An 18126-nucleotide genomic window follows, 5' to 3' on the forward strand; every position below is an offset into this window, starting at 1 on the left:
GCCGTCTCCGTTCAGGTCAGAGGCTGCGGCCGCCGATTTCCGGATCCAGCCGTTCCATCGCCTCGGTTACGGCTTCGTGATGCGGATGTATAGCCAGAACACGGGAAAACGCCTCATGCGCCAGTTCCGGCTTGTTCACCTCTTCAAGGATGATCCCCAGGCCGTAAATCGCGTTGAAATGCCTGGGATTGATCGACAGGGCGCGTTCGATATCGGCCAGCGCCGGGCCATACAGCCCCACCCGCGAATAGGCCACCGAGCGCATGTGCCATCCTTCGGCGAAATCCGGCGCATGATCGGTCAGCGCTGTGAAATGCTCGATCGCGGCTGCCGAATCACCCGCCTCGAGCGCATTGCGCCCCCGCTTGAGCAACATATCCATCGCTGCGGACCCCGATTGCGTGAATTCATGCTCTATGTCGCGGGCGATGCGCCGGGCCTCTGCTTTTTCGTCGGCGGCGCGCAATGCCTCGAACAGCGTATCCAACCGCCCCGCATCCTGCGCGGATACAGGTAGGGAAAACATGACTAGAGCGGCAAATGCCGCGACGATACGGTTGAGGGATGGGTATATTGCGCTCATAACAGATCTGAATGTAGCAAGTGTGAACGCGTTTCACACCCCCTTACGCGCAAATCAGAAGGAAGTGATTGAATGAGCGATATCATCGAGACGGCCGTGGCTGCCCTGAGCGAGAAGATGGACGGTGATTTCGACGGGTCCGCCAAATTCGTGATCGAAGACGAAGGTGCCATAATGATTGACGAAAACGGTGTTCGCGCAGCCGACGAAGAGGCGGATGTGACGCTTACGGCGAGTGCCGATACGTTCCAGTCGATCCTCGAGGGGGATATGGACCCGACAGCCGCATTCATGAGCGGGAAACTCACCGTGGATGGCGATATGGGCATGGCCATGAAGCTGGGAAGTCTGCTCGCCTGATGGAACATGCGCCCTTCTTTGCCGATGTGGCTGACGGGCCGGAGAACGGCGCGGCCTGGTGGTTGCCCGCGCGCGACGGCGTGCGGCTGCGTGTCGGGGCCTGGCGGGGTACGGTCGAGCGTGGCACGGTCCTGCTTTTTCCGGGGCGCACCGAATATATCGAGAAATATGGCCGCACAGCGCGCGACTTTGCACAGCGTGGCTATGCGACCCTGACGCTCGACTGGCGCGGCCAGGGGCTTTCGGACCGGCTGACCGGCGACATCATGTCCGGGCATGTCGGGCTGTTCTCGGACTACCAGCACGACGTGGCCGCGATGATCGAGGCCGCGGAGGCGCTGGACATGCCGAAACCGTGGCATCTGCTGGCGCATTCCATGGGCGGCTGCATCGGTCTGCGGGCGGTGATCGACGGCCTGCCCGTTCACAGTTGCGCCTTCTCGGGTCCGATGTGGGGCATCCAGATGGCCAAATCCCTGCGCCCGCTGGCATGGTCTCTGTCGTTCGGCGTGCGGCATGTCGGGCTGGGGCATCTCTATGCCCCCGGCACGGACCCTGAAAACTATGTCCTGACCGAACCGTTCGAGACCAACAAGCTGACCGGCTGCCCGGATATGTATCAATACATGATCGATCAGGCGCTGGCCTATCCCGAGTTGGGGCTTGGTGGCCCCAGCCTTCAGTGGCTTTACGAGGCGCTCAAGGAAACACGCGCCTTGTCGTTACATCCCTCGCCCGATCTGCCTTGCATGACAGTGCTGGGCACGAAAGAGGAAATCGTCTGCCCAAGACGGATCGAGCAACGTATCTCGAAATGGCCCGGTGCGCGGCTGGAACTGGTGCAGGAGGGCCGGCACGAAGTGCTTATGGACAGCCCGGGCGTGCGCGCCCCGGTGTTCGACATCATGTGCGAGATGTTCGATACCGCCCCACCGACAGAGGGCCAGTCACAGGTTTCTAAGGATCGCGCGCCACGGTCTGCCGCTGCGTCCCCAGCCCGTCAATCCTGAGCTCCATCTCATCCCCTTCGGTCAGGAACCGCTTGGGCGTCATCCCCATGCCGACGCCGGGCGGCGTGCCGGTGGCGATCACGTCGCCGGGCTGAAGGCTCATCATTTCAGTCAGATGCGCGATGATCTTGGCCACGCTGAAGATCATCGTACCGGTATGGCCGGTTTGCATCCGTTCGCCATTCAGATCCAGCGACAGGTTCAGGTTCTGCGGATCGCCCACCTCGTCCGGGGTCACCAGCCAGGGGCCGATCGGCCCGAACGTGTCGCAGCTTTTGCCCTTGGTCCACTGACCTGAAAGCTTGGCCTGAAAGGTCCGTTCCGATACGTCGTTGACGATGCAATACCCCGCCACATGATCGAGCGCATCCGCCTCGCTGACATATTTGGCGGGCTTGCCGATCACCACGCCCAGTTCCACCTCCCAGTCCGAATGCCGCGAGCTGCGCGGCAGGCTGACCGTGTCGTTCGGCCCAATGATCGAGGATGTCGCCTTCATGAACACGATGGGATGATCCGGCGGCGCCATTCCGGTTTCGGCGGCATGATCCAGATAATTCAATCCAATCCCGATGAACTTGCCGATCCGGCCGACGGGCGGACCAAGACGGGGGGCGCCTTCGACCAGCGGCAAGCCTTGAGGGTCGATCTGCGGCAGGTTGGTCAGAACGTCGCCCGCAATATCCGGCACCACGCCCGACAGGTCACGCAACCGGCCCTCGGCATCCAGCATGCCGGGGCGCTCCTGCCCTGGCTCTCCGTATCTTGCGAACCGCATGCGATTTCCCCCGTTCTGCTATGTCGCGCGCAGGATAGCCGCTGCTTGTCCGGGTGCAAGTGGCTGGCATCGCGGCGACGGCCGCCTATCTTTCCGGATATGGTTCTGGAATTCAAACCTCAGGGGATTTACTGCCCCGCCGGCGACTTCTTCATCGATCCCTGGTCACCCGTGGACCGGGCGCTGATCACGCATGGCCATGCCGATCACGCCCGCCCCGGCCATGCGCGCTATCTGGCTACGCAAAGTGCCGCCCCGGTGATGCGCCACAGGCTTGGCGACATCCGGCTGGACACGGTGGCTTATGGCGAGACCCGCCGGATCGGCGGGGCAAGCGTGTCGTTTCATCCGGCCGGACACGTGCCCGGGTCGGCGCAGATACGGGTCGAGGTGGCGGGCGAGGTCTGGGTCGTTTCGGGCGATTACAAAACCACCCCCGACCGGTTGTGCGAACCGTTCGAGCCGGTGCGCTGCCATGGTTTCGTGACCGAATGCACCTTTGGGCTGCCGGTGTTCGACTGGGCGCCCGAGGCTGAGGTCGCAGCGGATATGAACCGCTGGTGGGCCGGCAACGCCGCCGAGGGGCGTGTCAGTCTGCTGGGGGCCTACGCGCTTGGCAAGGCGCAGCGGGTATTGTCGCTGCTTGATCCCTCCATCGGACCGATCCTGACGCATGGCGCGGTGGAAAACACCAATGCCATTCTGCGCGATCAGGGGTTCGCCCTACCCGCCACGATCCCCGTCACCCCCGACACCGACCCCCGCGCGCATCCCGGCGCGCTTGTGCTGGCGCCGCCCGGCGCGCTTGGCTCGGCTTGGGCGCGGCGCTTCGGTCCGGCCTCGACCGGTTTTGCCAGCGGCTGGATGCGCCTGCGCGGTGTGCGGCGGCGGCGCGCGGCGGATCGGGGTTTTGTGATCTCGGACCATGCAGACTGGGCCGGCTTGAACACGGCAATTGCCGAAACCGGGGCGGAAAATATCTATGTCACCCATGGTTACACCGAGATCTTCGCGCGATGGCTGAACGATCAGGGCTACACTGCACAGATCGTCCCGACCGAATTCACCGGTGAGTCGCTGGATGAGGCCGAGACCACATGAAACGGTTCGCAGCCCTTTACGCCATGATCGACCAGACCACGAAGACCACCCGCAAGGTGGATGCGCTGGCCGAGTATTTCCGCACCGCGCCAGAGGATGACCGGCTCTGGACCATGGCGCTGTTCTCGGGGCGCAGACCGCGGCGCGCAATCACCACCACGCGGCTCAGGGAGTGGGCCGCAGACCGCGCCGGTATTCCGCTTTGGCTGTTCGAGGAAAGCTATCCGATCGTCGGTGATCTCGCCGAGACCATCGCTCTGGTCCTGCCCGCGCCCAAGGCCGACCACGCCGACAGCCTGACCGACTGGATCACCCGGCTTAGGGCGCTTGATGATGCAGACGACACGGCGCGCAAGAGCGCCGTTCTTGATGCATGGGACAGGATGGAGGCGACCGAACGGCTGGTGTTCAACAAGCTGCTGACCGGCGGGTTCCGGGTGGGGGTGAGCCGCAAGCTGATGACCCGGGCACTGGCGCAGGCGACCGGGCGCGACGAGGCCGATCTCGCGCATCGTCTGATGGGGGACTGGACGCCCGACACGACCACATATCGCGATCTGATCGAAGCGCCGGATGCCGCGGCAGAGGCCTCGCGCCCCTATCCGTTCTGCCTTGCGCATGGCCTTGACGGGGCCGCGCCGGACAGCCTTGGACCCAACGGCGATTGGTATGCGGAGTGGAAATGGGATGGCATCCGGGGGCAAGTGATCGTTCGTGCCGGAGAGGTCTTTGTCTGGTCGCGCGGCGAAGAGCTGATGACGGACCGGTTCCCGGAATTTGCAGGGCTGGCGGGGATGCTGCCTGACGGCACCGTACTGGATGGGGAAATCCTTCCTTTCGATGGCGAAAACCCACTTCCTTTCAACGCCTTGCAAAAACGTCTTGGGCGCAAGACCGTCCCCGCTAGACTGCTGCGCGAAGCGCCGGTGATCCTGCTGGCCTATGACCTGCTGGAAGAGCGGGGCGAGGACCTGCGCGCGCGCGCCCTGTCCGAGCGGCGCGCACGGCTGGACCGGCTGCTGAACGCCACCCCGCCAGACAGCCCGATCCGCCCCTCGCCGCTTGTGGCCCATGACACATGGGAGGATCTGGCCCGGTTGCGCGCCACCTCACGCGACAGGCGGGCCGAAGGGCTGATGCTCAAGCGGCGCGACAGCGCCTATCACGCGGGCCGCAAGAAGGGCGATTGGTGGAAATGGAAGCTGGATCCCCTGACCATGGACGCGGTGATGATCTATGCCCAGCAGGGGCATGGGCGGCGCGCCAACCTCTTCACCGATTTCACCTTTGCGGTCTGGGACGGCAACGATCTGGTGCCGTTCACCAAGGCCTATTCCGGGCTGACGGATGCCGAGTTCCGGCAGATCACCGCATGGGTGCGTAAGAATACCCTGCAACGCTTTGGCCCGGTGCGCCAGGTGCGCCCCGAGCATGTGTTCGAGATCGCGTTCGAGGGGATCGCCCCCTCACCCCGGCACAAATCCGGTGTGGCGCTGCGCTTTCCGCGCATGAAACGCTGGCGGCACGACAAACCCGTGCAAGAGGCGGGCACGCTGGCGGATCTCAAAGAGATGCTCGCGCAATACGGATGAAGGCTTGAGCCGCCCTGCCCCGCACCATATGTCTGAAACAAGAAAGCAAAGGAGATTTCCGCATGTTCCACCTGCCCTTGCCCGCCCATGATGCCAATGCCGGTTCCGGCGACGACAATCTGGGCCGTTTGCCGGAATGGGACCTGACGGATCTCTATGAAAGCCCCGATGCCCCTGCGCTCAAGCGGGATCTGGACTGGCTGGAAAAGGCCTGCGCCGATTTCGCCGCCGATTACGAAGGCAAGCTGGCCGATCTGGATGCGGCGGGGATGCTGGACTGTCTCAAGCGCGACGAGAAGATCAGCAATATCGCGGGGCGGATCATGTCCTTTGCGGTGCTGCGCTACCAGCAGCAGACCACCGATGGCGACCGCGCCAAGTTTCTGTCGGATTGTCAGGAAAAGGTGACCAACTACACCACGCCGCTGGTGTTCTTCACGCTGGAGCTGAACCGGCTGGAGGAGGACGCGCTGAACGCCCTTTATGATGCGAGTGCCGAGTTGGCGCGCTACAAGCCGGTGCTGGACCGTATCCGCGCGATGAAACCCTATCAACTGTCTGACGAGCTTGAGAAATTCCTGCATGACATGGGCGTGGTCGGCGATGCCTGGGAACGGTTGTTCGACGAGACGATCTCGGGCCTCAGCTTCACCGTGACTGGCGAGGAGTTGGGCATCGAATCCACCCTAAACCTGCTGACCGATCAGGACCGCAGCCAGCGCGAGGCGGCGGCACGGGAACTGGCGCGGGTGTTCGGCGCCAATATCCGGACCTTTGCCCGGGTCCACAACACCAGCGCGAAGGAAAAGGAAGTCATCGACCGCTGGCGCGGCATGCCGACGCCGCAGACGGGCCGCCACCTGTCCAACGATGTGGAGCCCGAGGTGGTCGAGGCGCTGCGCAATGCGGTGGTGAACGCCTATCCCAAGCTGAGCCACCGGTATTACGAGCTCAAGCGCAAATGGCTGGGGCTGGACGTGATGCAGGTCTGGGACCGCAACGCGCCGCTGCCGATCGAAGACAAGAAGATCATGGACTGGACCAGCGCCCGCGACATCGTGATGGAGGCCTATTCGGCCTTCGATCCGCGGATGGGAGAGCTGGCGGAGCCTTTCTTTTCAAAGGGTTGGATAGATGCAGGGGTGAAGCCGGGCAAGGCGCCGGGTGCTTTCGCGCATCCCACGGTGACGGATGTGCACCCCTATGTGATGCTCAATTACCTGGGCAAACCACGGGATGTGATGACGCTGGCGCATGAGCTGGGCCACGGGGTGCATCAGGTGCTGGCCGCCGGTCAGGGCGAGTTGCTGGCCAATACGCCGCTGACCCTGGCTGAGACCGCAAGCGTCTTTGGCGAGATGCTGACCTTCCGCAAGATGCTGGAAAAGGCCGCCACCGACACCGAGCGCAAGGTGCTGCTGGCGGGCAAGGTCGAGGACATGATCAACACCGTGGTGCGGCAGATCGCGTTCTACGATTTCGAGTGCAAACTGCATGACGCCCGCCGTGGCGGAGAGCTGACACCCAATGATATCAATGCCTTGTGGATGTCGGTTCAGGCGGAATCCCTTGGGCCGGCATTCGAGTTCATGGACGGCTACGAGACCTTCTGGGCCTATATCCCGCATTTCGTCCACTCGCCCTTCTATGTCTATGCCTATGCGTTTGGCGACGGGTTGGTGAATGCGCTTTACGCGGTCTACGAGGAAAGCCCCGAAGGGTTCGAGGACAAGTATTTCGACATGCTCAAGGCGGGCGGATCGAAGCACCACAAGGCCTTGCTGGAGCCGTTCGGACTGGATGCCAGCGACCCGGCGTTCTGGGACAAGGGGTTGAGCATGATTTCGCGGCTGATCGACGAGTTGGAGGCGATGGAGGATTAACCCTCCTCGCGAATCGCCCCAAACCGCTGGTTAACAAGGGAAAACCGGCTTCGGTATCGTGTCGGTATCACGTCGGTATCGCGTCGGTACCCGGCACCGAAAAGGCGTTGATTAACGGACCGACCGCAGTTTTCGGGACGATCCGTACGCAGGTTTGGTACGACCTCGCCATGCAGCGGGATCAGTTGCTGACGGGCAGAACGGCGCCATCGGGCTGGGCTTCGAGGACCATGTAATCCTCGAACCCGCCATCGCCGGAACTGGCCTGCTGGATCAGCCCGCTGAGCACCCGGATCGCCGCCGGAGAGGTGGCGGGCACCGCATGGTTCAGCCCTTCGCCATCGGCGAGCGCCGTGAAGTCGATCACCTTCACATCCAGCCCCGCCACCGCCTCGGGGCCGTCGATCACACCAAGGCGCGGCTTGCGGCCGGTGATGAAACTGGCGAGCGAAAGCGCACGGTCCTGCCGCGACACGAAGATCATGAACGGCTGGGGCAACTGGCCGATCGCCTCGGCCTGACTGCGGAAGAGATCGGGATCAAGATCGGGTGACATCAGGATCACGCCGCTGATCCGCGACAAAAGCCGCCTGTCGCCGCGCAGCGCGGCCTGACGCATCACCTCCATCACGAGATGCGCGCCCATGGAATGGGCCAGCAGAAGCACACGATCCCCCGAGCCTCGGGTCAGCTCGGACAAGACCCGTTCCAGATCGTCACGGGCGAAAAGAACGCTGTCGCGGTCATAGATATAGCCGCGCGGATCACCGGATGAGAGCCATGAAAACAGCACCGAGGGCATCCGGATGTCGAAATCCACCTGTATCTGGGCCAGCCGGTACATCGCGTCGGACAATGTGTTGTTGTAGCCATGCACGAAGAGCATCGTCTCGTTGCCGCTGCCGTCGCGTTTGGCGCTGGCCACGAAGCGGGACGGCGTGTCGAAAACCTGTGTATCGGTCACCACGAAATGCCGCGCGGGATCGGCGGGTTCCCCCGGCTCGGCCCATTCGACCTGACCGGGCTGGTGCACCGGCGGAATCGAGATCGCCGCCCGGAAGAAATTGAGCTCCTTGTTGCGGGGCTGGCCGAATTCCTGCCGTGGATGCGCGAGCGCGCGTTGCGTGGCGATATAGACGTTTTCGATCTGCGCGCCCGGCAGCGCCGGGCCGCGATCGGCCAAGGGGCGCGGGGCGCAGGCCGCCAGAACGACAAAGGCCGCGAACATCACCCCACGCAGGGCGCGGCGATGCGAAGCGGCGGTGGGTGATGCGGCATTCTGCATTAAAAAGCCCCTTGCGGTGTCCCGCAAGAGGCTACCGGTTTTCAGGTCTGGGTCCAAGGTATCACGCAGCGGGAATCATGCCCTTTTCCGCCGCCAGTTCCCGCATGCGGTCCTGAAGCTTTTCGAAGGCCCGCACCTCGATCTGGCGAATGCGTTCGCGGCTGACATCATATTGCGCGCTCAGGTCTTCCAGCGTCACCGTTTCGTCGCTGAGGCGGCGTTGGGTGAGAATGTCGCGCTCGCGCTCATTGAGCACATCCATCGCGCGGGCCAGCATCTCGCGGCGGGCTTCAAGCTCGTCGCGGCGCTCGTAATCCGACGCCTGATCGGCGTCCTCATCCTCGAGCCAGTCCTGCCACTCCATCGAGCCTTCGCCATCCGAGCCGATCTGCGCATTGAGCGAGGCATCGCCACCGGACATGCGGCGGTTCATCGAGATCACCTCGGCCTCGGTCACACCCAGATCATGGGCGATCTGCTTGACGTTTTCGGGGCGCAGATCGCCTTCTTCCAGGGCGCCGATCTTGGCCTTGGCCTTGCGCAGGTTGAAGAACAGCTTTTTCTGCGCCGAGGTGGTGCCAAGCTTCACCATCGACCAGCTGCGCAAGATATATTCCTGAATGCTGGCGCGAATCCACCACATCGCATAGGTCGCAAGCCGGAAGCCGCGTTCGGGATCGAAGCGCTTGACCGCCTGCATGAGGCCGACATTCGCCTCGGAGATCACCTCGGCTGTGGGCAGGCCATAGCCGCGATAGCCCATGGCGATCTTGGCCGCGAGACGCAGGTGGCTGGTGACCATGCGATGCGCGGCCTCAGTGTCCTGTTCTTCGACCCACCGCTTGGCCAGCATGTATTCCTCTTCCGGCTCGAGCAGGGGAAACTTGCGGATTTCCTGCAGATACCGGTTCAACCCGCCTTCGGGCGATGGTGCGGGAAGATTCTTGTAGTTACTCACCTTTGGTGTCCCCCTAATGTATACGCCTTTAACATGGATGTGGGCGTCTGTGGGCCTGATTTCAAGGGCTTTGCCCCACGAACCTTAAGGGAATATGACCATGCCCGCGTTGCTTTGCGATAATTGTGACAGCCGCCTCACGCATCCGTGCGCGAGGGTGCGGCGCGCAGCGCGTCGATCAGGGCTGTCATGTCGTCGGGCAAGGGGGCTTCGAATTCCAGCGCCTCGCCGCTGACCGGATGCACAAAGCCCAGAACAGCCGCATGAAGCGCCTGTCGGGGGAAATCGCGCGCAGCTTGCAGCCCGGCTTCGGACAGGGCGCGCAGCGGCAGCTTGCGCCGCCCGCCATAGACCGGATCGCCCACCAGCCCATGACCGGCATGGGCCATATGCACGCGAATCTGGTGTGTGCGGCCGGTTTCCAGCCAGCATTCCATCAGTGCTGCGACCGGCGGTTGGCCGAAGGTGTCGACAACACGGGCGCGGGTGACGGCGTGGCGTCCGCCCTCGAAGGTGACGGCCTGTTTCTGCCGGTCGGTGCGATGGCGGGCAAGGCCGCTGGTGATCTTGATGATATTGCCCGTCTCGAAGCTGACGCCGCGCAGCCCGCGCAGGCGCGGATCGGCGGCATCGGGCACGCCGTAGACCACGGCCCGGTAATAGCGCTCGACGCTGTGATCCTCGAACTGGGCGGCCAGCCCGTGATGGGCGCGATCCGATTTGGCGACCACCAGCAGGCCCGAGGTGTCCTTGTCGATGCGGTGCACGATGCCGGGGCGCTTCATGCCGCCAACGCCAGAAAGCGTGTCGCCGCAATGGTGCAGAAGCGCGTTGACCAGCGTGCCGCCGGGGCTGCCGGGGGCGGGATGCACCACCATGCCGGCGGGTTTGTCGATCACGATCAGGTCGTCATCCTCGAACACGATATGCAGCGGGATGGATTCGGCGGCGATATGGGTGTCCTGCGCTTGCGGGACGGTGATGGCGATGCTGTCGCCCTCGCTGATGCGGCTCTTGGGATCGGTGACGGGGGTGCCGTTGACCGACACCGCGCCTTCGGCGATCAGCCGCGCAAGGCGGGTGCGCGACAGCGCCGCATCCTCTGGCACATCGCGGGACAACGCCTTATCAAGGCGGGGCGGCGGATCGGCGGCGATCCGGAAGGTCACAAGGGTGGACAGCATGGATAACAGCCCCGAGCCTCAGCCGGAGGTCGATCCGGCGATGGTGAGATATCTGCGCCTGCTGGTCACGATCCTGACAGGCACGATGATTGCGGGCGTTCTAGTCGTGATCTTCCTGCTTGTCACGCGCTTCACTGAACAGCCCCCTGCCCTGCCCGAAACGCTGACCCTGCCCGATGGCGCCAAGGTGCAGGCCTTCACGCAAGGCGGCGACTGGTTCGCGGTGGTCACGGATGACGACCGCATCCTGATCTACGACCGTGTGACCGGGCAGTTGCGGCAGAGTGTACAGGTGGAGTGAACTTGAATGGTACCGCCTCCCCGGCTTGAACGGGGGACCTCTGGATCCACAATCCAGCGCTCTAACCAACTGAGCTAAGGCGGCACTGCGCCGCGATTTAACTTTCCTGCCCGGCGATTGCAAGCCCATAGCGGCGCTGATCGCCAGCTTTGTGCGCGCCCCTGCCGGTGCGGTTGCCGAACGGCGGCCGGCGGCGTTGCGTCTTGCCATTCGACGCAGAAGGCGCTAGGCGCATAACGCTTGTGCAGGAGGCCGCTATGGGCATCAACACCGAACGAGACATCGAAGCCAATCTTCAGATCGGGCCGACCGACCTTGGCATGGTCCGCCTGTTCATCGAAGCCGACGGGCTTGAGATCCCGATGGATTTCTCGCCCGAAGAGGCCGAGGAAATCGCGGCCGAGATTACCGCAGCCGTGAAGGCAGCAAGGCTCAGATCCGCCTGATCGCGGGATCGCGCAGCGCCTGCAGGCGCAGGGCCGCGTGCCGCGCAAAGCGCCGGATCAGGGCGGTGCGACGCGCCGGGGCCAGCCGGGTTTCGGGCGCCATACGCAGGATTTCGGCATCATAGGCATCCGCCACGATCAACCCGGTCTCATCGGGCAGAAGCTCGGTCGGGAAGGCCGCATCGACCGCCCAGAAATACCGGTCGCACCAATCCAGGTACCCCTCCCATTTGCCATCCGAGGTGAAATCGGCGCGCGAGGATTTGCACTCGATCACCCAGATCTCGCCCTTGGGGCCAAGCGCCATCACATCCACCCGCTTGCCGCGTTCGGGGGTGAATTCCTCGATGCAGGCGAAGTCATGGCCCAGCAGATGCCGACAGACGCCGCGCGCCAGCAATTGACCGGGCTGCAGATCGGGGGCGAAAAGCGGGTCGGGATCGGGTTCCAGGGTCATTCTTCAAATATGAACAAAATAGGAACGCACGCAACCCCTTGCCGGATGCCTCGCAAGGCCCTAGGTAGGGAATTGGCGGGTGCTGCCCTTCCCGTGAACGGTTGCATTCCGGTGGCCTTAAGCAATTCCGAGGGAGTTGGCTCTGGCCGGGCCCTGGTCCGGTTATTTCCGACGCCCACCTGTATATACAGGTCCTCGGGAATGAGATAACCAAACGGTCGCGTGCGGGCCCGCCACTTTCAGCACATCATCTGACAGCGCGTCATCGCGCGGACATCGCGTCCGACAGTCGCGCAAAGAAAAACGGACCGCGCATGGCACGATCCGTTGACGTAATAATCCGATATGTCGGGACGACGCTTTAGCGCCGCCGATTGAAGGGCTGACGGCCACGGCCCTCATCGACCCGCACGGGGATGGTGGCATAATCGCGCTCCATCGCGTGCTGACGCAGACCGCCGTGATGATCGTCGTCATCATCATCCTTGAGGCGCATCACCGCGATCCCGAACTGCACCCCGGCAAAGATGATGCCGTTGGACACCCACAGGATCAGCACGGCCAGAACGCCCTTGTCGGAATGCGTCACCAGGTGCCACAGGTTGGCCACGTCGAAATAGAGCAACATCGCCACGAAAGCCGCCGCAACACCAAAGCCGATGGCCACGTTGGTGATATAGAGGCGAATGAGCTTGGGCATGTGAAAGACTCCCTTGTGCTTCAGCCAAAACATAACATGTCACACGGCCGTAACAAGAGCGCCGCTGCAAATTCACTGATTCACGGCGCGGATCGGCTCAAGGCGGATGGAGAGGCGCATCGGCGTCTCTTCGAGAACATGAAAGCAGCGGTCTGATCTGAGCGATTGGCCGCTCAGAACGCCTCGGGACGGGCCTCGCGGGCCATGTGATCGAGCACGGCGTTGACGAAGCTGGATTCCTTGCCTTCGGGGTAGAAGCTTTTGGCGATGTCGACGAATTCCATGATGACCACCTTGGGCGGCGTGTCGGATTGCGTCATCTCGGCGCCTGCGGCCCGGAAGAGCGCCCGCAGCGTGGGATCGATCCGGGCGATGGGCCATTTGGCCACCAGCGCGCGGTCGGTCATCTGGTCGATGCTCGCCTGCCAGTTCACCGCATCGCGCATCAACTGCCCGAAGAGCACCGGATCGCCCTCGACCATGTCGCCCTCGTCGTAATGGGCGCCGAACCGGTGATCTTCGAATTCGCGGATCACCGCATCGACGGTCTGCTGGCTGACTTCCATCTGGAACAGCGCCTGCACGGCATAGAACCGCGCCGCAGATCGCATCTTGCGGCGCTGATTGCCGGACGGGACGGCAGAGGTCGTGCCCGAGGGCGAGGTATCGTCGGTGGTCATGCCTTGGGGTTGTCCTTGAGCTCACCTGCCAGCTTGTATTCCTCGGCGGCGGGCATGAAGCCCACTCCCTTGCGCTGGCCGCCCCATTTACGGGTCAGCGCGACCAGATGCAAGGCCGCGGCGGCAGCACCGGCGCCCTTGTTCATGCGGGAGGGATCCGCGCGGACCTCGGCCTGATCGCGGTTCTCCACGGTCAGGATGCCATTGCCGATGCACAGCCCCTGCAGACCGAGCAAGGTGATCCCGCGCGAGCTGTCGTTGCAGACGGTGTCGTAATGGGTGGTCTCGCCCCGGATCACGCAGCCAAGCGCCACGTAGCCATCGAAATTCGACATCCGCTCGGCGATGGTGATGGCGGTGGGAATCTCCAGCGCCCCCGGCACCTCGACCAGCTCGCAGGTGGCGCCCGATGCCTCGATCTCGGCGCGGGCGCCGGCGATCAGGTTGTCGGCGATATCGCGGTAGAACGGCGCCACCACGATCAGCAGCTTGACCGGCTTATCGAACGTGGCGCGCGGCAGGGAATATTCGGTCTCGGCCATGGGATTACCTTTCGGTCAGCGGACGGGTGCCCGCGATGGAGATGCCATAGGCATCAAGCCCAAGATAGCGCGTATCGGGGCTGTCGGTCAGCAGGATCAGCTGATGCAGGCCCATGGTGGACATGATCTGCGCGCCAAGGCCGGTCTGCTTGATGGTGCGGGGGCCGTCGTCATCCTCAAGCTCTTTGGCAAGGCTGGGCCTCGGCTGCCGGAAGAGGAACACCGCGCCGCGCCCTTCGCGGGCGATGATGTTCATGGCGCGCGGCAGCTTGGCGGTGGGGCCGCTCTCGGCGGGCTTGAGGCCGACACCCAGAACATCCTCCATCACGTTCAGCGCATGGGTCCGCGCCAGTACCGGCTGCCCGTCGAAAATGTCGCCCTTGATGAGCACCACATGCTCGGTGCCGCTGATCTGGTCGGTGAAGAGCCGCATCTCCCATGCCCCGCCATGCGAGGAATGCACGGTTTCGCGGCGCACCTCGCGCACGAGATTGTCATGCTTGTGGCGATAGGCGATCAGGTCCGAGATCGTGCCGATCTTGAGCCCATGCTCGGCGGCGAACTCGATCAGGTCGGGCAGGCGCGCCATCGAGCCGTCTTCCTTCATGATCTCGCAGATCACACCGGCGGGCTTGAGCCCGGCCAGCCGGGCGATATCGACGGCCGCCTCGGTATGGCCCGCACGGACCATGACGCCGCCCTGACGGGCGCGCAGCGGGAACACATGGCCCGGTGTTGCAATGGCGGCGGCGGTGTTCTGCTCGTTGATCGCCACTTCGATGGTGCGCGCGCGATCGGCGGCGGAAATGCCGGTGGTGACACCCTCGCGCGCCTCGATCGAGACGGTGAAGGCGGTTTCCATGCGCGAGGAATTGTTGACCGACATCATCGGCAGGCCAAGCTGCGCGATGCGCTCGGCGGTCATCGGCAGGCAGATCAGGCCGCGGCCATGGGTGGCCATGAAATTGATCGCCTCGGGCGTGGCGAATTCGGCGGCGATGACCAGATCGCCCTCGTTCTCGCGGTCCTCGTGATCCACCAGAATGAACATCCGCCCGGCGCGTGCCTCGGCGATGATCTCTTCGGTGGGGGCGATATGCCGGCGGAGGCTTTGCTCAACTTCGCCCGGCTTCTCGAAGGGGACTGTTTCGGACATGGCGATTTTCCTTGGCTTTCGGCCCTGCCAGATAACGCAGGCCAAGAGGCTTGGAAAGGGCAGATGTCGGGAACGCCGTCAAAGCATCCGCTTTCGGATGCGGTGAATCATCCACCACACCAGCAGCACCACCACCGGCGTGGCGCCCGCCGTGAGCATCTCCTTGCTGAGCCCGAGCGGCTGTGCGAGCGGATAAAGCAGATAGGCCGCCAGCGACACCGCGTAATAGCTGATGGCGACAACGCTCAGCCCCTCGACCGTCTTTTGCAGGCGCAATTGCATGTCCGCGCGCTGATCCATGCTTTCCAGCAGGGCCTGATTCTGCGCGCTGCGCTCCACATCGACGCGGGTCCGCAGCAATTCGCCCGCCCGCATCGCCCGGTCCGCCATCGCGTTGAGCCGGTCCTGACTGGATTTGACGGTGCGCATCGCCGGATCGTAGCGGCGCATCATGAATTCCGAGAAGGTCTGCCGCCCCTCGAAGCGCTGTTCACGCAGCACCGCGATCCGCTGATGCACGATATGTTCATAGGCCCCCGTCGCCCCGAAGCGGAACGAGGATTGCGCCACCATGCTTTCCAGCTCAGCCGAGATCGACAGAAGGCTTTTCAGCGTATCCTCGGCGCGGGTCGCGGCCCCGGTCATGTCACCGATCATCTTGGTGAGCTGGCCATCAAGCTCGCCCATCCGCGCGCTCAGTTCTCCGGCCCGCGAAAAGCCCAGCATCGACATCGCCTTGTAGGTCTCGATCTCGCACAGGCGCTGCACGACACGGCCGATCCGGCGCTGGCCGGTCTGCGGCGAGATGGTCACCGAAAAGCGCAGATGCCCCGCCGGATCGATGCGGAAATCCCCCGCGACCACGGCAGCGTCATCCAGCACGCGGGCCACCGCCACGCTTTCGGGCACGAACCAGTCGGCGATTTCCTGACAGGTGCTTTCCTTGTCCTTCCACGGCGTGATGCGGATCAAGGCCGAGGTCATGCGCACACCCGGCGCCTCGCCCAGCCAGTCATCGGGAAACACCTCGAAATCGCGCGGATCGAAGGGCCGCGCGCTCACACCTTCGGTGAAGGCGGTGTAGGTCACGAATTCCGTATGGCTTTCCCATTTCAGCATATGCCGGCCGATGCGCCCGAAATAATGCGTGGCGCCGGGCTGCGGATGCGGCGCGCCATGCCGGTCAAGCAGCGCCAGAAGATGCAACATATCGGCTTCGCGGTCGCGCGCCGCCGCCCCTTCGGGACGTTTGATCGCCAGATAGGCCGCGGTCGACGGCGCCTTCATCGACGGGAAAGGCCGCGCATGAAGCTCATTGGCAAGGCGATAGCGCAGCGGGTGGTCTTCGATGGGCGGCATGTGCCTGTCTCCGGGATGCTTCGAGCGTCAATCTAGCCTGTGCGCGGGCCGGGGAAAACCGTTTTTTCAATACAAACCAATGATTTACCAGAGTACATCAGTATACCGCGCAAGCCTTGGGCACAGGCTCCCACAGCCTTTGCAACACAAGACCGGCGCATGAGCGCGCCCGCGCAGCTTCGTGATAGCACGAAAAAGGGCGCCCCGCGAAGGGCGCCCCGATCTTGTCGCGTGGCGTGCCACCTGACCCGTGGATCAGTCGATCTTGGGCAGCAGGCTCGACATGCTGGCCTTGGCGTCGCCATAGAACATGCGCGTGTTTTCCTTGTAGAACAGCGGGTTCTCGATCCCCGAATAGCCTGTTCCCTGCCCGCGCTTGGACACGAAAACCTGCTTGGCCTTCCACACCTCGAGCACCGGCATCCCGGCGATCGGACTGTTGGGATCGTCCTGCGCCGCCGGGTTCACGATGTCGTTCGAGCCGATCACGATCACCACGTCCGTATTGGGGAAATCCTCGTTGATCTCGTCCATTTCCAGCACGATGTCGTAAGGCACCTTGGCCTCGGCCAGCAGCACGTTCATATGCCCCGGCAGACGCCCGGCGACCGGGTGAATGGCAAAGCGCACGTTCTTGCCCTTGGCGCGCAGCTTCTGGGTCAACTCGCTGACCGCCTGCTGCGCCTGCGCCACCGCCATGCCGTAGCCCGGCACGATGATCACGCTGTCGGCCTCGTTCAGGGCGTTGGCCACGCCATCGGCCTCGATGGCGATCTGTTCGCCCTCGACCTCGGCAGCTGGCCCCGTGGCCCCACCGAAGCCGCCAAGGATCACGCTGACGAATTGCCGGTTCATCGCCTTGCACATGATGTAGCTCAGGATCGCTCCCGACGAGCCGACAAGCGCGCCCACCACGATCAGCAGGTCATTGCCAAGGCTGAAGCCGATGGCCGCCGCCGCCCAACCCGAGTAGCTGTTGAGCATCGACACGACCACGGGCATGTCGGCGCCGCCGATTCCCATGATCAGGTGATAGCCGATGAACAGCGCCAGAAGCGTCAGCACGATCAGCGTCCAGCTGCCCGCACCGCCCAGATACATCGCCGCGAAGACCACCGACAGGATCGCCGCACCAGCGTTCAGCATGTGACCGCCCGGCAGCTTCTTGGCCGCGCTGTCCACCTTGCCGGCCAGCTTGCCATAGGCCACGACCGATCCGGTGAAGGTCACCGCACCGATCCAGATGCCCAGAACCAGCTCGACCTTGAGGATCGAGATCTCGACCGCGGTTTTCTTGGCCACGATGGCCGCGAAGCCAGAGAAGGTCTTGGCGAAGGCCACCGCCTCGGCGGTGCTCTCTTCGAGACGCGGGAAGGCATGCCCGTCGCCGATGAAGGCAGCGGCCACCCGGCCCATCTCGATATCGGCGTTGAAGCCCACGAACACGGCGGCCAGACCGACCAGCGAATGCATGATCGCCACCAGTTCGGGCATCTGTGTCATCTGCACCTTGGTGGCCAGCTGATAGCCCACCGCGGCGCCCGCCGCGATCAGCACCAGCGACAGAAGCCACAGCCCCTGACCCGGTCCGATCAGCGTTGCCACGATCGCGATCGCCATGCCGACGATCCCGTACCACACCGCGCGCTTGGCGCTTTCCTGCCCGCTCAGGCCCCCGAGGCTGAAGATGAAGAGAACAGCCGCGACCACGTAGGCCGCAATGGTAAATCCGTAATCCATTGTCGCCTCCG

General features: G+C 63.6%; 19 protein-coding genes and 1 tRNA gene. 7 read left to right on the top strand and 13 right to left on the bottom strand.

Annotated features, from left to right (window positions below):
- Window positions 1-16: 16 nt before the first annotated feature.
- On the bottom strand, window positions 17-526 hold the full coding sequence (locus F3H35_RS09645) for a tetratricopeptide repeat protein (protein ID WP_223228372.1): 510 nt from the start codon (window positions 524-526) through the stop codon (window positions 17-19).
- A 129-nt stretch (window positions 527-655) separates the two neighbouring features.
- On the opposite strand from F3H35_RS09645, the gene F3H35_RS09650 reads away from it, so the two are divergent.
- Together F3H35_RS09650 and F3H35_RS09655 are read left to right on the top strand one after the other, a co-directional pair.
- On the top strand, window positions 656-943 hold the full coding sequence (locus tag F3H35_RS09650) for an SCP2 sterol-binding domain-containing protein (protein ID WP_007818462.1): 288 nt from the start codon (window positions 656-658) through the stop codon (window positions 941-943).
- Complete coding sequence (locus tag F3H35_RS09655; protein ID WP_223228373.1) at window positions 943-1953, top strand: alpha/beta hydrolase; 1011 nt, start codon at window positions 943-945, stop codon at window positions 1951-1953. Before F3H35_RS09650 ends, F3H35_RS09655 begins: the two co-directional genes overlap by 1 nt.
- On the opposite strand, the gene F3H35_RS09660 is transcribed toward F3H35_RS09655, so the two are convergent.
- Window positions 1901-2731, bottom strand: coding sequence for a fumarylacetoacetate hydrolase family protein (locus tag F3H35_RS09660; protein WP_149779402.1), 831 nt, complete (start codon window positions 2729-2731; stop codon window positions 1901-1903). The genes F3H35_RS09655 and F3H35_RS09660 overlap by 53 nt on opposite strands.
- Before the next feature lie 99 nt (window positions 2732-2830).
- Between F3H35_RS09660 and F3H35_RS09665 the strand changes: the two genes are divergently transcribed.
- From F3H35_RS09665 to F3H35_RS09675, 3 genes are all read left to right on the top strand, one after another.
- A complete protein-coding gene (locus tag F3H35_RS09665; protein ID WP_149779403.1) occupies window positions 2831-3832 on the top strand; it encodes a ligase-associated DNA damage response exonuclease in 1002 nt (333 codons plus the stop codon).
- Window positions 3829-5424 (top strand): ATP-dependent DNA ligase, encoded by a 1596-nt coding sequence (locus F3H35_RS09670; protein ID WP_149779404.1) that lies wholly within the window; start codon window positions 3829-3831, stop codon window positions 5422-5424. Before F3H35_RS09665 ends, F3H35_RS09670 begins: the two co-directional genes overlap by 4 nt.
- 62 nt (window positions 5425-5486) lie before the next feature.
- Window positions 5487-7307, top strand: coding sequence for a M3 family oligoendopeptidase (locus F3H35_RS09675; RefSeq protein WP_149779405.1), 1821 nt, complete (start codon window positions 5487-5489; stop codon window positions 7305-7307).
- 181 nt (window positions 7308-7488) lie between these two features.
- Here the strand turns inward: F3H35_RS09675 and F3H35_RS09680 are convergent, their stop codons facing one another.
- The 3 genes from F3H35_RS09680 to F3H35_RS09690 form a co-directional block, all read right to left on the bottom strand.
- Entirely contained in the window at window positions 7489-8592 is a 1104-nt protein-coding gene (locus tag F3H35_RS09680) for an alpha/beta hydrolase (RefSeq protein ID WP_149779406.1), read from the bottom strand.
- A gap of 61 nt (window positions 8593-8653) precedes the next feature.
- Window positions 8654-9550: an RNA polymerase sigma factor RpoH gene (gene rpoH / locus F3H35_RS09685; RefSeq protein ID WP_149779407.1), complete on the bottom strand. Its 897-nt coding sequence runs from the start codon at window positions 9548-9550 to the stop codon at window positions 8654-8656.
- 137 nt (window positions 9551-9687) lie between these two features.
- On the bottom strand, window positions 9688-10734 hold the full coding sequence (locus F3H35_RS09690) for an RluA family pseudouridine synthase (RefSeq protein ID WP_149779408.1): 1047 nt from the start codon (window positions 10732-10734) through the stop codon (window positions 9688-9690).
- Between F3H35_RS09690 and F3H35_RS09695 the strand changes: the two genes are divergently transcribed.
- On the top strand, window positions 10733-11035 hold the full coding sequence (locus F3H35_RS09695; RefSeq protein ID WP_149779409.1) for a DUF6476 family protein: 303 nt from the start codon (window positions 10733-10735) through the stop codon (window positions 11033-11035). The genes F3H35_RS09690 and F3H35_RS09695 overlap by 2 nt on opposite strands.
- 7 nt (window positions 11036-11042) lie before the next feature.
- Here F3H35_RS09695 and F3H35_RS09700 read toward each other — a convergent pair.
- Window positions 11043-11119 (bottom strand) — tRNA-His (locus F3H35_RS09700).
- 173 nt (window positions 11120-11292) lie between these two features.
- Here F3H35_RS09700 and F3H35_RS09705 point away from each other — a divergent pair.
- Complete coding sequence (locus tag F3H35_RS09705; protein WP_007817869.1) at window positions 11293-11481, top strand: DUF6324 family protein; 189 nt, start codon at window positions 11293-11295, stop codon at window positions 11479-11481.
- On the opposite strand, the gene F3H35_RS09710 is transcribed toward F3H35_RS09705, so the two are convergent.
- From F3H35_RS09710 to F3H35_RS09740, 7 genes are all read right to left on the bottom strand, one after another.
- Window positions 11468-11938: an MmcB family DNA repair protein gene (locus tag F3H35_RS09710; RefSeq protein WP_149779410.1), complete on the bottom strand. Its 471-nt coding sequence runs from the start codon at window positions 11936-11938 to the stop codon at window positions 11468-11470. The genes F3H35_RS09705 and F3H35_RS09710 overlap by 14 nt on opposite strands.
- A 361-nt stretch (window positions 11939-12299) precedes the next feature.
- Window positions 12300-12638: a hypothetical protein gene (locus F3H35_RS09715; RefSeq protein WP_149779411.1), complete on the bottom strand. Its 339-nt coding sequence runs from the start codon at window positions 12636-12638 to the stop codon at window positions 12300-12302.
- 173 nt (window positions 12639-12811) lie between these two features.
- A complete protein-coding gene (gene nusB / locus F3H35_RS09720; protein WP_007817863.1) occupies window positions 12812-13318 on the bottom strand; it encodes a transcription antitermination factor NusB in 507 nt (168 codons plus the stop codon).
- Window positions 13315-13860, bottom strand: coding sequence for a 6,7-dimethyl-8-ribityllumazine synthase (locus tag F3H35_RS09725; RefSeq protein WP_149779412.1), 546 nt, complete (start codon window positions 13858-13860; stop codon window positions 13315-13317). The genes nusB and F3H35_RS09725 overlap by 4 nt, the downstream gene beginning before the upstream one ends.
- A 4-nt stretch (window positions 13861-13864) precedes the next feature.
- The gene (ribB, locus tag F3H35_RS09730; protein ID WP_149779413.1) at window positions 13865-15016 is read right to left on the bottom strand and encodes a 3,4-dihydroxy-2-butanone-4-phosphate synthase; all 1152 of its coding nucleotides are present in this window, start codon (window positions 15014-15016) and stop codon (window positions 13865-13867) included.
- A 78-nt stretch (window positions 15017-15094) separates the two neighbouring features.
- A complete protein-coding gene (locus tag F3H35_RS09735; RefSeq protein ID WP_007817857.1) occupies window positions 15095-16375 on the bottom strand; it encodes a DUF3422 family protein in 1281 nt (426 codons plus the stop codon).
- A 255-nt stretch (window positions 16376-16630) separates the two neighbouring features.
- A complete protein-coding gene (locus tag F3H35_RS09740; protein ID WP_149779414.1) occupies window positions 16631-18115 on the bottom strand; it encodes an NAD(P)(+) transhydrogenase (Re/Si-specific) subunit beta in 1485 nt (494 codons plus the stop codon).
- Window positions 18116-18126 lie beyond the last annotated feature (11 nt).

It is taken from the genome of Roseovarius litoreus, from assembly GCF_900142765.1.
GTDB classification, from domain to species: Bacteria; Pseudomonadota; Alphaproteobacteria; order Rhodobacterales; family Rhodobacteraceae; genus Roseovarius; species Roseovarius litoreus.

Bases quoted from the DNA above. Each gene is read 5' to 3' on its own strand.
- F3H35_RS09645 (WP_223228372.1), bottom strand. From the start codon at position 526: ATGTTTTCCCTACCTGTATCCGCGCAGGATGCGGGGCGGTTGGATACG.
- F3H35_RS09650 (WP_007818462.1), top strand. From the start codon at position 656: ATGAGCGATATCATCGAGACGGCCGTGGCTGCCCTGAGCGAGAAGATG.
- F3H35_RS09655 (WP_223228373.1), top strand. From the start codon at position 943: ATGGAACATGCGCCCTTCTTTGCCGATGTGGCTGACGGGCCGGAGAAC.
- F3H35_RS09660 (WP_149779402.1), bottom strand. From the start codon at position 2,731: ATGCGGTTCGCAAGATACGGAGAGCCAGGGCAGGAGCGCCCCGGCATG.
- F3H35_RS09665 (WP_149779403.1), top strand. From the start codon at position 2,831: ATGGTTCTGGAATTCAAACCTCAGGGGATTTACTGCCCCGCCGGCGAC.
- F3H35_RS09670 (WP_149779404.1), top strand. From the start codon at position 3,829: ATGAAACGGTTCGCAGCCCTTTACGCCATGATCGACCAGACCACGAAG.
- F3H35_RS09675 (WP_149779405.1), top strand. From the start codon at position 5,487: ATGTTCCACCTGCCCTTGCCCGCCCATGATGCCAATGCCGGTTCCGGC.
- F3H35_RS09680 (WP_149779406.1), bottom strand. From the start codon at position 8,592: ATGCAGAATGCCGCATCACCCACCGCCGCTTCGCATCGCCGCGCCCTG.
- F3H35_RS09695 (WP_149779409.1), top strand. From the start codon at position 10,733: ATGGATAACAGCCCCGAGCCTCAGCCGGAGGTCGATCCGGCGATGGTG.
- F3H35_RS09690 (WP_149779408.1), bottom strand. From the start codon at position 10,734: ATGCTGTCCACCCTTGTGACCTTCCGGATCGCCGCCGATCCGCCGCCC.
- F3H35_RS09705 (WP_007817869.1), top strand. From the start codon at position 11,293: ATGGGCATCAACACCGAACGAGACATCGAAGCCAATCTTCAGATCGGG.
- F3H35_RS09710 (WP_149779410.1), bottom strand. From the start codon at position 11,938: ATGACCCTGGAACCCGATCCCGACCCGCTTTTCGCCCCCGATCTGCAG.
- F3H35_RS09715 (WP_149779411.1), bottom strand. From the start codon at position 12,638: ATGCCCAAGCTCATTCGCCTCTATATCACCAACGTGGCCATCGGCTTT.
- nusB (WP_007817863.1), bottom strand. From the start codon at position 13,318: ATGACCACCGACGATACCTCGCCCTCGGGCACGACCTCTGCCGTCCCG.
- F3H35_RS09725 (WP_149779412.1), bottom strand. From the start codon at position 13,860: ATGGCCGAGACCGAATATTCCCTGCCGCGCGCCACGTTCGATAAGCCG.
- ribB (WP_149779413.1), bottom strand. From the start codon at position 15,016: ATGTCCGAAACAGTCCCCTTCGAGAAGCCGGGCGAAGTTGAGCAAAGC.
- F3H35_RS09735 (WP_007817857.1), bottom strand. From the start codon at position 16,375: ATGCCGCCCATCGAAGACCACCCGCTGCGCTATCGCCTTGCCAATGAG.
- F3H35_RS09740 (WP_149779414.1), bottom strand. From the start codon at position 18,115: ATGGATTACGGATTTACCATTGCGGCCTACGTGGTCGCGGCTGTTCTC.